At 72.3% G+C, this 14,155-nt stretch carries 10 protein-coding genes and 1 riboswitch; of the genes, 2 read left to right on the plus strand and 8 right to left on the minus strand.

Annotation, left to right across the window (positions count from 1 at the left end):
- Positions 1-6: 6 nt before the first annotated feature.
- The 8 genes from ASG76_RS11075 to ligA form a co-directional block, all read right to left on the minus strand.
- A complete protein-coding gene (locus ASG76_RS11075) occupies positions 7-1,050 on the minus strand; it encodes a hypothetical protein (protein WP_056602738.1) in 1,044 nt (347 codons plus the stop codon).
- Positions 1,047-2,915 carry a hypothetical protein gene (locus ASG76_RS11080; RefSeq protein WP_056602740.1) on the minus strand — a complete coding sequence of 623 codons (1,869 nt, stop codon included), beginning with the start codon at positions 2,913-2,915 and terminating at the stop codon, positions 1,047-1,049. Before ASG76_RS11080 ends, ASG76_RS11075 begins: the two co-directional genes overlap by 4 nt.
- A gap of 77 nt (positions 2,916-2,992) precedes the next feature.
- A riboswitch (cobalamin riboswitch) is annotated at positions 2,993-3,132 on the minus strand.
- A 96-nt stretch (positions 3,133-3,228) separates the two neighbouring features.
- Positions 3,229-4,629, minus strand: coding sequence for a prenyltransferase/squalene oxidase repeat-containing protein (locus ASG76_RS11085; protein ID WP_056602742.1), 1,401 nt, complete (start codon positions 4,627-4,629; stop codon positions 3,229-3,231).
- A gap of 152 nt (positions 4,630-4,781) precedes the next feature.
- Positions 4,782-6,275, minus strand: a complete 1,494-nt coding sequence (gene gatB, locus ASG76_RS11090; protein WP_056602743.1) for an Asp-tRNA(Asn)/Glu-tRNA(Gln) amidotransferase subunit GatB — start codon at positions 6,273-6,275, stop codon at positions 4,782-4,784.
- A gap of 1 nt (position 6,276) precedes the next feature.
- Positions 6,277-7,806: an Asp-tRNA(Asn)/Glu-tRNA(Gln) amidotransferase subunit GatA gene (gene gatA, locus ASG76_RS11095; RefSeq protein ID WP_056602745.1), complete on the minus strand. Its 1,530-nt coding sequence runs from the start codon at positions 7,804-7,806 to the stop codon at positions 6,277-6,279.
- Positions 7,806-8,105, minus strand: coding sequence for an Asp-tRNA(Asn)/Glu-tRNA(Gln) amidotransferase subunit GatC (gene gatC, locus ASG76_RS11100; RefSeq protein ID WP_056602747.1), 300 nt, complete (start codon positions 8,103-8,105; stop codon positions 7,806-7,808). Before gatC ends, gatA begins: the two co-directional genes overlap by 1 nt.
- Before the next feature lie 42 nt (positions 8,106-8,147).
- Positions 8,148-9,410 carry a calcium-binding protein gene (locus ASG76_RS11105; RefSeq protein ID WP_056602751.1) on the minus strand — a complete coding sequence of 421 codons (1,263 nt, stop codon included), beginning with the start codon at positions 9,408-9,410 and terminating at the stop codon, positions 8,148-8,150.
- Between the two features lie 77 nt (positions 9,411-9,487).
- The gene (gene ligA / locus ASG76_RS11110; protein ID WP_056602903.1) at positions 9,488-11,650 is read right to left on the minus strand and encodes an NAD-dependent DNA ligase LigA; all 2,163 of its coding nucleotides are present in this window, start codon (positions 11,648-11,650) and stop codon (positions 9,488-9,490) included.
- A gap of 183 nt (positions 11,651-11,833) precedes the next feature.
- Between ligA and ASG76_RS11115 the strand changes: the two genes are divergently transcribed.
- Both ASG76_RS11115 and ASG76_RS11120 read left to right on the plus strand, forming a co-directional pair.
- Entirely contained in the window at positions 11,834-12,457 is a 624-nt protein-coding gene (locus ASG76_RS11115; RefSeq protein WP_056602753.1) for a TetR/AcrR family transcriptional regulator, read from the plus strand.
- A 38-nt stretch (positions 12,458-12,495) separates the two neighbouring features.
- Entirely contained in the window at positions 12,496-14,100 is a 1,605-nt protein-coding gene (locus ASG76_RS11120) for a DHA2 family efflux MFS transporter permease subunit (RefSeq protein WP_056602755.1), read from the plus strand.
- The last annotated feature ends 55 nt before the right edge of the window (positions 14,101-14,155 follow it).

The following is a 14,155-nucleotide window of genomic DNA, read 5'->3' on the forward strand; positions in this document are numbered from 1 at the left end:
GGCGCGTCAGACCCCCCGTCTGCGACGCGCCACGAGGCCACTGACCGCGATCGCGATCGCGAGCAGGGCCACGACTGTCCAGGTGACCGCGGCGGGCACCCGGGAGGGCTCCTCGGCGCCCGCGGAGGCGGGGTCTGCCCCGATGTCCGCCGCGCTGGCCCCTGAGTCGCTGGGCGACTCAACGCCCGAGTCGGGGTCGGCGCTCGCCGATGAGTCGCTGGGCGACTCAGGTGTCTTCGAGCGGTCCTCCGAGTCCTGCGCGGCCGCCTTCTTGCGCCGTGAGTCGCTGAGCGACTCAGGGGCCAGTGGCGTCCCGGACGCGCTCGGCGAGCCCGGCGGCGCCGTCTCCGGCGACGCGCTCGGGGAGGTCGACGCGCTCGATCCACCCGACGGCTTCGAGGTGGGGCTCGAGGACGGCGACGGGCTGGACGTCCCCGACGAGGAGCCGGACGTCGACGTCGTCGGGGCCGACGTCGGGGTGGGGCTCGACGACGACGTGGGCGAGGACGTGGGCGAGGAGGTGGGCGAGGAGGTGGGTGACGGGCTCGGCGAGGCCGAGGCCGTCACCGGAGCCGCGACACCGGGGGGCACGCTCGCGCCTGCTGCCCGGTCCTGCTGCCACGACCAGCCGACCGACCCGCCCGCCGGGACGGTCAGCGAGCCGACGCCGTAGGACGAGTAGGTCCACGACGACTTCGTGCCGTCGGCCCACCAGAGGCCCCAGTAGGCGTTCGACGGGGAGGCGTTGACGCACGGGTCGCTGGTCGGGACGCCGTTGACGCGGCACACGAAGCCGGGCTGGCGGGTGGCGTAGGTCAGGCCCACGCCGACCGAGGCGAAGACCGCCGCGGCGCTCTTTCCCCCGCCGTCGGCCGAGCAGGCGGTGACGATCCCGCCGCCCAGCTCGCGGTAGTCGACGACCACGCTCACGCCGCCGGCCGAGGTGCAGGTGGCTGCACCGGCCGCCGGGGCGGACGCGAGTGCGAGCCCCGGGCCGGCCACCAGCATCAGCAGCGCGGCGAGGAGGTGGCGCAGCGTGGACGGGGTCATCGCAGCGTCACCCGCGCCGATCCCGAGCGCAGCTTCGGGAACTGCCCGAGGGCGCGGACCCGCACCGAGTCACGGCCGGTCGGCAGCGCGACCTTGGCCACGAACCGACCGGCGTCGGTCGCGCGACCCTTGGCGAGCACCTTGCCAGCGACGACGACACGGACCTTCTCCCCCGCGGCGAGGCGCCGCACGACCACGCGGGTGCGCGGTCCGTCGGAGGCGCGAGCGGCGACCTTGAGCCTCGCGCGGCCCAGCACCCGGGTGGTGTCGCTGACGCGGCCGTCGGCCCCGGTGAGGACGTACGCCGCAGTGGTGGTCGTCGCCGGCAGGGTGACGGTGCGCGTGAGGGCGCCGTCGGACCCCGCGACGACCGTGACCCCGGTGAGGCCCGGACCGCTGAGGACGAAGCGTGCGCCCGGAGCGGCGCCGACGACCTCGAGCGCCGCGCGCGAGCCGGCCTTGCGGAAGCCGGCAGGGCCGGAGATGCGCACGCCCGCGACCGAGCCTGCAGCCGCGGCCGACGTCACCGCGACGGTGTGGGTGGCGACGCCGTCACGACCGGACAGCGCGTACGTCGCCGCTCCCGCCGTGGCGGGCAGGGTGACCTTGGCCGACAGCGTGCCGTCGGTCCCGACCACCACCGTGCGGCTCCCGCTGATGCCGGGGCCGCTGAGGCAGAACCGCTCGCCGATCTTCGCGCCGGTGGCGGTCAGGGTCGCGGTGGTGCCGGGCTCGGTGCCCGTCGACGACACCGTGAGTGCGCGGGCCGAGCCGCGGAGGTGGGTGAGGCCGGCGACGGCCTGGACCGTCGCGCGCCACCACTGGTCGCGCGTGGCGTCGGTGATGCCGGAGGTGGTGGCGGCCGACATCGCGCCGGCGTCGTAGGCGAGGGCGCCCTCCTCGTCGGTGAGCGGCGAGCCCGAGGCCTGCGGGCCGACCTGGAGGCCGGCCACCCACTCGGCGGCACGGCCGGCCTGGTCGCAGCGACCGCCGGCGGCCAGCGCGCTCGCGGCCAGTCCGGTGCTGTTGGTGTTGGAGTCGGGCGTGTAGGCGCTGCCGACGAAGGACCCGTCGGGCCGCTGGGTGCCCTGCAGCCAGGCCACCGCGCGCTCGATGGCCGCGTCGACCCGTGCCGGGCGCGGCGACACGGCCGCGAGCTGGGCCACGACGAACGCGGTGGCGTCGGTGTCGGTGCCGTCGACGCCCTCGGTGCAGGACTGGTCGGCAGCGGCGGGGTCGGCGTTGAAGAAGACGCGGAAGAAGCCCGACGAGCACTGCTGCCGGAGCAGGAAGTCCGTGACCGGGGCGGCGCTGGAGGAGCCCGCCGCGGCGAGGCCGCGCGCGGCCAGGGCCTGCCCGAACGAGTTGGCGTAGTCCGGCCCGCCGAGCTGGTCGGCGAGGCGGCCCGCGCTGGGGCCGGAGGCGATGACGCGGTCCTCGACCTGCTGGACGAGGTCGAAGCCGCCGTAGGCACGAGCATCCGCGCCGGAGACCTGGGCGAACACCAGCGCCTTGGCGAAGGAGCCGGAGTAGAGGTCGTTCGGCGAGCCGTAGTCGACGCCCGTGGCATAGCTGGCGACCTTGGTGGACATGGCCTGGCGGATCTGGCGCACCAGCGCCTGGTCACCGCCGACCTCGTCCAAGCTGATGCCGATGTCGAGCGTCAGGCCGAAGTCGTCGAACCCGCCGTAGTTGGGGTTGTGGATGATGCCGTCGGTGAGCTGGGTGGCCAGCCACCCGGTGCCGGCGCGGGCGGCGGCGGGTGCCGGCACGTCGGTGGCGGCCTGCGCCGACGACGCGAGCAGCGGCGGAGCCAGGAGCGACGCGGCGACCGTCAGGGCGAGGCCCGACAGGGAGATCTTCATGTTTCCTTCCCTCGCTGCGACAACGAGGGAACGCGGCATGCGCCGCACTGCCCTCGCTGCATTCCTCGACAGCGATGGTGGTCATGACGCGTCGAGGCGGGTGTTCCGGCTCGCACGGGATCTCTCCCGTGCCTACGGTTGCGGGTCAGCGCCGGATTCGGACCGGCTTTCCCCACCTCGGGCGTGTGTGGTGCCGACCCGGACGGGTGCGGCCCGAGCAGCCTAGTCCTGCCCGGCGCCCGGACGCACCTCGGCCCGGCGCCACGAGATCAACTCTGTGGACGCCGGGCCGAGGTCGGGTGGGACGGGTGGGTCAGTTGCGCACGCGCAGCGACGTACGGGCCTCGTCGTCCGAGGTCTTCACGAGCGCGACGCGACGCTGGTTGCCGGCAGGCAGCTGCAGCTTGCGCACGATCCTGTCGCCCGACTTCTTGCCCTTGACGCGCACGAAGTCGCCCTTGACCTGCATGCAGGCGCTCTCGCTCGGCGCGAGGCCGTAGACGCGGAACTGCACGTTGTCGCCCGCGCGGGCCTCGCGACGGACCGAGACGATCTTCAGGGCGTCGTTGCTCGCCGGGGCGAACTGGAGGCCGAGGATCGCCTGCGAGGTGGCACGACGCCACTCCCCCCGGGCACCGGCCGGGATGCCGGTGGTCGCGGCGTCCTTCACGCGGTCCTTGCGGTAGGCCACCGCGCCGGTGTCCTTGGTCAGCGCCGTGCGGCACTTGTACTTGTCGACCGGCTGGTTCTTGCGCACCCACAGGGCCGCCTTGAGCGCGGCGTCGCGGTTCTTCAGCAGGCCGAGGGCGTAGCCGCCGATGGCGGTGGAGTTGGTGTTGATCTGCGCCCCGGTCCCCGCGCTGCGGATGGCCCCGCTCTTGCGCTGGCGCGCGGCGAGCCAGGTGCCGGCCTTGGCGAGCGCGTCCTTGACGGCCTGGCTGGTGTCACCGGACTCGACCAGGTTGATCACCGCGAACGCCGTGGCGTCCGGGTCGGCCTCGCTGCCGGCGACGCCTTCGGTGCACGACTGGTTGGGCACGTTGGCCTTGTCGAAGTCGAGGCGGAAGTAGCCCGAGGCGCACTGCTGCTTGAGCAGGAAGTCGCGCGCGGCGCCCGCCTCGGTGGAGCGGGCGAGCGACAGGGCGCGCACGGCGTAGGACTGGCCGACCACGTTGGCGTAGTTGCCGAACTCGGACTTGTCGAAGATGCGTCCCGCGACGGCCGCGGCCTGCGGCTCCTTGGTCGGGTCCGCCGGCACGTCCGCCGTGCGCTCCTCGAGCCGGGTGATCAGGTTGACCCCGCCATAGCTGGTGGGGTTCTTCTTGGCGACCCGCGCGAACGCGGCGGCCTTCGCCAGCGCTCCGGCGTAGGACTCCTTGGTCCCGTCGCCGACGTAGTCGGCGATGCGCGGCTCGAGGGCGTTGTTGATGGCGGTCACCGTCGCGCCCTGGCCGGCCACGGTCGACACGGCCATGCCGGTGTCGATCGTGAGGCCGAAGTCGGGGCCCTGCGCGGTGGTGATGAGTCCGTTGGTGAGCTCGCCGGACAGCCACTGCGCGGCGATCGTGGACGGCGTGCTGTCGGTGCCGCCGGCCGCCTTGGCCGCGCGCAGGGCGCTCGTCGGCTCGGCGGTGGCGGGAGGCGCGGTGAGCACCCCCGCGGAGAGTGCCGCGGTCGACAGTGCGACGGCGGCCGTACGAGTGAGGTGGTGCATGACGTCCTTCCGGCTCGCGCGGGAGCCGGCACGGCGGCGCCGACCTGGTCGGCGTCCGCGCCTCCCCCATGAGGTGCGAGCTGTTAGTTGGTGATGTGACCGGTGTGACTCACTCCGACCCTAACAAGTTGTCTAGACCGGCAAGAACCTGGTCAGGACAGCTTCTCCAGGATCAGCTCGCGCACGCGGCCGGCGTCTGCCTGACCGCGCATCTCCTTCATCACCGCGCCGATGAGCGCGCCCGCGGCGGCGTGCTTGCCGTCGCGGATCTTGTCGGCCACGTCGGGGTTCGCGGCGATGGCGTTGTCGACCGCCGCCCCGAGGGCGCCGTCGTCGGAGACCACCGCGAGCCCGCGCTTCTCCACGACCTCGTCGGGCGAGCCCTCGCCGGCCAGCACGCCCTCGAAGACCTGGCGGGCGAGCTTGTCGTTGACGACCTTCTCGTCGACCAGCGCCTGGATGCGCGCGACCTGGGCGGGGGTGATCGGGAGGTCGACGATGTCGACGCCGTCCTCGTTGCTGCGCCGGGCGAGCTCGCCGAGCCACCACTTGCGGGCGGCCTGGGGGGCGGCACCCTCGGCGATGGTCTCCTCGACGAGCCCGAGCGCTCCCGCACCCACCGTGTCGCGCATCTCGAGGTCGCTGAATCCCCACTCGGCCTGCAGCCGCGCGCGGCGTACGGTCGGGTTCTCCGGCAGCGTGCCGCGCAGCTCGTCGACCCACTCGCGGCTCGGCGCGACCGGCACGAGGTCGGGCTCGGGGAAGTAGCGGTAGTCCTCGGCGTCGGACTTCTCGCGGCCGCTCGTGGTGATGCCGGTGTCCTCGTGCCAGTGGCGCGTCTCCTGCAGGATCGACCCGCCGGCGCTGAGGATGGCTGCGTGGCGCTGCATCTCGTAGCGCACGGCACGCTCGACCGAGCGGAACGAGTTGACGTTCTTGGTCTCGGTGCGGGTGCCGAGCAGCCCGCTGTCCTTGGGGGCCAGCGACAGGTTGACGTCGGCGCGCAGGTTGCCCTGGTCCATCCGGGCCTCGGAGACGCCGAGGGCGACGATCAGCTCACGCAGCTGGGCGACGTAGGCCTTCGCCACGTCGGGCGCCTTCTCCCCCGCGCCCATGATCGGGCGGGTGACGATCTCGATGAGCGGGATGCCCGCGCGGTTGTAGTCGACGAGCGAGTAGTCGGCGCCGTGGATGCGTCCGGTCGCGCCGCCCACGTGCAGCGACTTCCCGGTGTCCTCCTCCATGTGCGCGCGCTCGATCTCGACCCGGAACGTCTCCCCGTCCACGTCGACGTCCATGTAGCCGTCGAAGCAGATCGGCTCGTCGTACTGCGAGGTCTGGAAGTTCTTCGGCATGTCCGGGTAGAAGTAGTTCTTCCGCGCGAAGCGGCACCACTCGGCGATGTCGCAGTTGAGCGCCAGGCCGATCCGGATGGCCGACTCGACGGCCTTGGCGTTGACCACGGGCATCGCGCCGGGCAGGCCCAGGCAGGTCGGGCAGACGCCCGAGTTGGGCTCGCCGCCGAACACGGCCGGGCAGCCGCAGAACATCTTCGAGGCGGTGTTGAGCTCGACGTGGACCTCGAGGCCGAGTGCGGGGTCGTACGCCGCCAGCACGTCGTCGAAGGGCATGAGCTTGTCGGTCATGTCAGTCCACCTCAGTGGTCGAGGCGGCGGCGAGGGCCGGCGCCTTGTCGAGCAGGGGGGCGCCCCACTGCTTCTCGTGCAGGGCCTCGATCGCGGCGCCGACGCGGTAGACCCGGTCGTCGGCGAGCGCGGGGGCGAGCACCTGGAAGCCGCTGGGCAGCCCGTCCTCGTCGGCGAGGCCGTTGGGCACCGAGATGCCAGGGACGCCGGCGAGGTTGGCCGGGATCGTGGCGAGGTCGTTGAGGTACATCGCCATCGGGTCGTCGAGCTTCTCCCCCAGCCGGAACGCCGTCGTCGGCGCGGTCGGCGAGACCAGCACGTCGACCTGCGCGAAGGCGGCGTCGAAGTCGCGGCTGATGAGCGTGCGGATCTTCTGGGCCTGGCCGTAGTAGGCGTCGTAGTAGCCGCTGGAGAGCGCGTAGGTGCCGAGGATGATGCGGCGCTTGACCTCGTCGCCGAAACCGGCGTCGCGGGTGGCGCGCATGACCTCCTCGGCGCTGGGGTTGCCGTCGGGGGTGACGCGCAGGCCGAAGCGCATCGCGTCGAACTTCGCGAGGTTGCTCGAGGCCTCCGCCGGGAGGATCAGGTAGTAGGCGGCGAGCGCGTGCACGAAGGACGGGCAGGAGACCTCGACGACCTCGGCGCCGGCCTCGACCAGCATCGCGACCGTCTCGTCGAACCGCGCCATCACGCCGGCCTGCCAGCCGTCGCCGGCCAGCTCCTTGATCACGCCGACCTTCACGCCGCTCATGTCACCGGTGGCACCCTGGCGGGCGGCGTCGGTGAAGGAGGGCCAGTCGGTCTTGATCGAGGTGGAGTCGCGCAGGTCGTGCCCGCCGATCACGTCGTGGAGCATCGCGGCGTCGAGCACGGTGCGGGTGACCGGGCCAGCCTGGTCGAGGCTGTTGGCGAGTGCGACGAGGCCGTAGCGCGAGACGCCGCCGTAGGTCGGCTTCACCCCGACCGTGCCGGTGACCGCGCCGGGCTGGCGGATCGACCCGCCGGTGTCGGTGCCGATCGCGAGCGGCGCCTCGAAGGCGGCGACGGCGGCGGCGGAACCGCCCCCCGACCCGCCGGGGATGCGGTCGAGGTCCCACGGGTTGCGGGTGGGGCCGTAGGCCGAGTGCTCGGTGGAGGAGCCCATCGCGAACTCGTCCATGTTGGTCTTGCCCAGGATCGGCAGGCCGGCGGCCCGCAGGCGCTCCACGACGGTCGCGTCGTAGGGCGGCACCCAGCCCTCGAGGATCTTCGAGCCGCAGGTCGTCGGCAGCCCGCGGGTGGCGAGCACGTCCTTGACCGCGATCGGTACGCCGTCGAGCTGCCCGCGTGCCTCGCCGCGCTCGCGCCGCTCGTCCGCGGCGGCGGCCTGCAGGAGCGCTCCCTCGCGGTCGACGTGGAGGAAGGCGTGGACGGCGGTGTCCACCGCGTCGATGCGGTCGAGGTGTGCCTCGGTGAGCTCGGTCGAGGTGACCGAGCCGTCGGCGAGCTGCTCGGCGAGGGCGGCGGCGGTGCTGCGGGTCAGGTCGCTCATCAGGCTTCCTCCCCCAGGATCCGCGGGACCGAGAAGCGCTGGTCCTCGACGGCCGGGGCGCCCGACAGCGCCTCCTCGGCGCTGAGGCCCGGCACCACGACGTCCTCGCGGAACACGTTGGTCAACGGGATCGCGTGCGAGGTGGGCGGCACGTCGTCCCCGGCGACACCGTTGATGGAGGCGACGGACTCGAGGATGACGCTCAGCTGCGGCGCCAGGTGGTCGAGCTCGGCGTCGGAGAGGTCGATGCGGGCGAGGGTGGCCAGGTGGGCCACCTCCTCGCGAGTGATCTCGGGCATGGGCCCAATCCTAGGGAGCCCCTCGACGGGGCTCCCCCCGGGTCAGCAGCTCGAGCGCTTCTCGGCGGCCTTGCAGGTGTCGTTGCCGCCCCGGCCCCGTGCGATGTCGAAGCCCTTGCCGCCGTCGAGGCGGTCGGGCTCGTCGGACCCGGTCATCACGTCGGCACCGCCGCGGCCGTAGATCATCACGCGGTAGTCGGGGTGGGCGGTGATGATCTCGGAGTCGTTGCTGCCCTTGAAGATCGACAGCGCACGGGCGGGGAGGACGATGTCGCTGAAGCCGGTGATCTTGCCCTCGAGCGTGTAGGGCTGGAGGTCGCGGATGGTGGTCTTCCCGAGCTGGTCGATGCGCACCGTGGGCTTGAGGGCCGGGTTGCTGTTGGGCATCAGGCGCAGCTTGTCCTGACCGCCGTAGCCCTTGGCCACGAAGCCGGACTCGACCGGGATGGGGAAGGTGAGGGTGTCGACGCCGCTGCCGCCGCGGAACGACTGGTGGCTCTCGGAGGTGGTGGTGAGCGAGTCGCTGCCGCTGCCACCGACGAGGGTGTCGATGCCGATGGTGCCGCTCAGCGTGTCGTCGCCCGCGTCGCCGTAGACCCGGTCGTTGCCGAGGGTCCCGGCGGCGTCAGCCACCACGGTGTCGTCACCGCCCTGGCCGAAGACGGTGTCGTCACCGCCGCGCACGTAGATCGCGTCGGCGGAGTTGGTGCCCTTGATGGTGTCGCCCAGCTCGGAGCCGACGATGCGGATGCCGTCGTCGTAGCCGGTGACGGTGTCGTTGCCGTCGGCAGCGATCGGCACGGTGGAGCTGGCGCGGAAGTCGACCACCACGGCGGCCGGGGCGTTGACGTAGGTCAGGCCGTCGAGCACGACCTGGGTGCCCTCGGAGGCCGGTCGCACGTCGTAGCCGAGGTCGATGGCGTCGTTGCCGGCGCCGCCGGAGATCGTGTCGCCCTTCTTGACCACGCGCCCGAAGCGGTCGATGCGCAGGGAGTCCGACTCGCCCCAGAGCCGGTCGTCGCCCTCGCCCCCGAGGATCGTGTCCGCGCCGTCGCCGCCGCAGATGACGTCGTTGCCGGCCAGGCCGCGGATGGTGTCGTTGCCCCCGCGGGCTGCGATCACGTCGCGGCGGGCGGTGCCGGTGATCGTGTTGGCCTTGTCGTTGCCGAAGATGGTGGCCTTGATGCCGCGGCAGGTGGGCGCGGCGGCGTCGGCCGCGGGCACGACCGCGAGCGGCGCGGCGAGCCCGAGGGCAGCGACGAGGCCGGGGACGAGGCCGGGGACGAAGGAACGGGTGAGGCGCATGCTGACTCCCAAGGATTAGTCGTTGTCCGACTTCTAACCGGCCGGCACCCGTCCCAAACCCGTCCCGGAGGCTCGCGTCAGCCCGCCAGGCCGTCCGGTCCCTTCTCCAGCAGGACCGTGAACTGCTCCTCGTCGAGCACCCGGACCCCGAGCTGCTCGGCCTTGTCGGCCTTGGAGCCGGCGTTGTCACCGACCACGACGTAGTCGGTCTTCTTCGACACCGACCCCGAGGCCTTGCCGCCGCGGCTGATGATCGCCTCCTTCACCGAGTCGCGGGTGAAGCCCTCCAGCGAGCCGGTGGCCACGATCGTCAGGCCCTCGAGGGTCCGCGGGAGCGACTCGTCGCGCTGGTCCTGCATCGCGACGCCGGCGGCCTCCCACTTCTCGACGATCTCGCGGTGCCAGCCCGCGTTGTCGCCGACCTCGTCGGTCTCCGCGTCGCCCTCGCTGGTCCCGTGGAACCACTCGCGCACCGACGCCGCGATCGTGGGCCCGACGCCCTCGGTGGCCGAGAGCGTCTCCTCCGACGCCTCACGGATCGCCTTCATCGAGCCGAGCTCGGTGGCCAGCGCACGTGCCGCGGTCGGGCCGACGTGGCGGATCGACAGCGCGACCAGCACGCGCCACAGGGGCACCTTCTCCTTCCGCTCGTGGAGGTTGGCCAGCAGCCGTACGCCGTTGGCGCTGAGCTGGGGGCCCTCCTCGCCCTTCTTCGGGGCGCGGGTGAACAGGGGCGCGCTCAGCAGTGCGGCGTCGTCGAGGTGGAACAGGTCGCCCTCGTTGGTGATCGCCCCGGCCTCGAGCAGGGCGGCGGCCGCCTCGTAGCCGAGGCCCTCGATGTCGAACGCACCGCGCCCGGCGACGTGGAAGACCCGCTCGCGCACCTGGGCCGGGCACTTCTCGTGGTTGGGGCAGCGCAGGTCCTTGTCGCCCTCCTTCTGCTGGGCGAGCTCGGTGCCGCAGGCCGGGCAGTGCGTCGGCATCTGCCAGGGCTCGAGGCCCTCGGGGCGCAGCGCGAGCACGGGGCCCAGGATCTCGGGGATCACGTCGCCGGCCTTGCGCAGGATGACGGTGTCGCCCGGGCGCACGTCCTTGCGCTTGACCTCGTGGGCGTTGTGGAGCGTGGCGTTCTCGACCGTCGAGCCGGCCACCTTCGTCGGCTCCATCACGCCGTAGGGCGTCACCCGGCCGGTGCGCCCGACGTTGACCTCGATCGACCTCAGCAGGGTGTTGACCTCCTCGGGCGGGTACTTGAAGGCGATGGCCCACCGCGGCGCCCGACTCGTCGAGCCGAGGCGACGCTGCAGCGTGATGTCGTCGACCTTGACCACGAGGCCGTCGATCTCGTGGCCGACGATCGTGTGCCGGTGCTCGCCGACGTGGTCGATCCACTCCTCGACCTCGGCCAGCGTGGACAGCACCCGGACCTGGTCGGAGGTCGGCAGCCCCCACGTGCGCAGCGTGTCGTACGCCGTGCTCTGCGACGTGGGCTCGAAGCCCTCGCGCGCCCCGATGCCGTGGCACACCATCTGCAGGTCGCGGGTGGCGGTGACCCTCGGGTCCTTCTGGCGCAGGGAGCCGGCCGCGGCGTTGCGCGGGTTGGCGAACATGGCCTTGCCGGCGTCGACCATCGAGGCGTTGAGCCGCTCGAACGCCTCAGCCGGCAGGAACACCTCCCCGCGCACCTCCACCAGCGCGGGCACCGGGTGCTCGTCGGTGCCGGTGAGGCGGTGGGGCACCGAGGCGATGGTCTTGACGTTGGGCGTGACGTCCTCGCCGGTGCGTCCGTCACCCCGGGTCAGGGCACGGACCAGGCGGCCCTGCTCGTAGAGCAGGTTGATCGCCAGGCCGTCGACCTTGAGCTCGCACAGCAGGTCGGGCGACTCGATGCCGTCGCGCAGGATGCGGGAGTACCACGCCCCGAGCTCCTCGAAGGAGAAGGCGTTGTCGAGCGACTCCATGCGCTGCAGGTGGTCGACCGCGGTGAACTCGGTCGAGACCGCGCCGCCGACCTTCTGCGTGGGCGAGTCGGGGGTGCGGAGCTCGGGGAACTCCTCCTCCAGCGCCTCCAGCTCGCGCAGCCGCGCGTCGAAGTCGGCGTCCGACAGCGTCGGGTCGTCGAGGACGTAGTAGCGCCAGCGAGCGTCGTCGACCTGCTCGCTGAGCTCGCTGTGGCGCTCGCGCGCCTCGGGAGGGGCGGAGGCGACACCGTCGTGGGGTCCTGCGTCGGGCGTGCTCATGGGCACAGTCTGCCGGTCGGGTCCGACACCGGCGACGCGGCTCGTGGGGCGGCGTACGACGCCTCCGGTCTGGACCGGATGGAACGCATTTGTTCCATCGGAATAGATCTGCCTACAGTCCGGTTGGGCGAAACGAAACCGTTCCGTTTCATCATCCGCCCGCACCGACCGAGGAAGGCTCCCGTGACCCCGACCGAGACCGGCACCCGCCCCCGCGTGGAGGGCGAGCGCGAGCTCGAGATCCTCGAGGCGACCCTCGAGGTGCTCGACGAGGTCGGCTACGACCTGCTCACCATGGACGCCGTCGCCACCCGCGCCAAGGCGTCCAAGGCCACGCTCTACCGCCGCTGGAAGGGCAAGCCCGAGCTCGTGGTGGCCGCGATCATGGCCCACAAGGGCGAGGCGGTCGTGCCCGACACGGGCAGCCTGCGCGGTGACCTGCTCGCGGCCTACTGCGGCAGCGGTGGGCTCAACGACCCGCTCGCCCAGTCGGTGCTGTCGGCCGTCGTCACCGCCATGGGTCGCGACCCGGAGTTCGCCGAGGTCTACCGGCGCGACTTCATCGGACCCAAGATCGCGGTGTCGCGCGCGATCTACGAGCGCGCCCGCGAGCGCGGCGAGGTCCACCCCGACACCGACCTGTCCGTCCTCGCCCCGTCGCTGGCCGGGATCGTGCTCCACCGCGCGTTCCTGCTCGGCGACGCCGTGACCCCCGACCTCCTCGAGCGCGTGCTCGACGAGGTCATCCTCCCCGCTGCCCTCCACGGTCCGGCGCCCAGTCGCAGCACGACTGTCGGACCCCTCTGATCCACTTGCAACCGACCCGTTCCACCGAAGGACTCCCCATGACCGACGTCGCTCCCGTCGCCACCGAGGTGACACCCGAGCAGCACAAGCGCCTGCGCTGGGCCCTCGTGCTCATCTCCCTCGCCCAGCTGATGGTGGTGCTCGACTCCACCATCGCCAACATCGCCCTGCCCTACATCGGCGCCGACCTGTCGATCGACCAGGCCAACCTGCAGTGGATCGTGACGGGGTACGCCCTCACCTTCGGCGGGTTCCTGCTGCTCGGCGGCCGCCTCGCCGACCTCTACGGTCGCCGCCTGGTCTTCATGGCCGGCGTGCTGCTGTTCGCCGTCGCCTCGCTCGTCGGCGGTGCCGCGCAGAACGAGGCGATGCTGCTCGGCGCCCGGGCCTTCCAGGGCCTCGGTGCGGCGATGGCCTCCCCCGCCGCGCTCGCGCTGATCGCCACCACCTTCCCGGCCGGCAAGGAGCGCAACCGCGCGTTCGCGGTCTACGCCGCGATGGCCGGTGTCGGCGCCGCGGTCGGGCTGATCCTCGGCGGCTGGCTCACCGGCCTCCACCACCCGCTGGGCATCGCCGGCTGGCGCTACACCTTCCTCATCGTGGTGCCGATCGGCCTGGCCGCGGCGTTCTTCGCGCCCCGGTTCTTCGACGAGTCCGAGCGCCACGAGGGTGAGCTCGACGTCCCCGGCGCCATCGCCGGCACCTTCGGCCTGCTCGCCATCGTCTTCGGCCTGAGCCGGGCCGGCCAGGAGGAGTACGGCTGGGGTGCCACCAGCACCGTCGCCAGCCTGGTCGTCGGCGTGGCCCTGCTCGCGATCTTCGTGCTGATCGAGTCGCGCGTGGAGCACCCGCTGCTGCCGTTCCGCATCTTCGCCAGCAAGAACCGCGCCACCGCGTTCGCGGTGATGATGATCGTCCCGGCCGCGATGTTCGCGATGTTCTTCTTCCTCTCGCTCTTCATCCAGCTGGTCGTGGGCTACACCCCGCTCCACACCGGCTTCGCGTTCCTGCCGTTCTCGATCGCGATGATCATCTCGGCCACCACGGCCTCCAAGCTGATCAGCACCGTCGACCCGCGCTTCCTGTCCGGCGTCGGCACCCTGCTGTCGGCCTCCGCCCTCTACGGCTTCAGCCGGCTCGACGTGCCGGACAGCGCGGCGGGGATCCTGGCGGCCGCCAACGGCGGCAACCTCGGCGACGGGGTCAACTACTGGACCCAGATCCTGCCGTTCATCGTGCTGATGGCCTTCGGCATGGGGCTCAACTTCGTCCCGCTGACGCTGGTCGCGGTGCACCGCCTCCGCGCCCAGGACTCGGGCATCGGCTCGGGCGTGCTCAACACCATGCAGCAGGTCGGCGGTGCGCTCGGTCTCGCGACCCTCAGCACGGTGGCGCTCCACTACTCCACCGTTCGTGCCGAGGAGGTCGCCCCGCAGCTCGGGGCGGCCGCGCAGGGCTCGCTCACACCCGACCAGCTGGGCCCGATCGCCGGCCTGGTCGGCTTCGCCGACGGCGCCACGCACGCCTTCCTCGTCGGCGCGGTCATGATGGTCGCCGCCTCGGTGATCGTGTGGCTGTTCCTCGACGTCAAGCACGAGGAGCTGGCCACCGAGTCCGCGCCCGAGGGCGTCGCCGTCCACTGAGTCGCAGACAGGCCACGACAGGGAGGATCTCCGTGCACCGGAGGTCCTCCCTCGT

Source organism: Nocardioides sp. Soil774 (assembly GCF_001428125.1).
Classification (GTDB): domain Bacteria; phylum Actinomycetota; class Actinomycetes; order Propionibacteriales; family Nocardioidaceae; genus Nocardioides.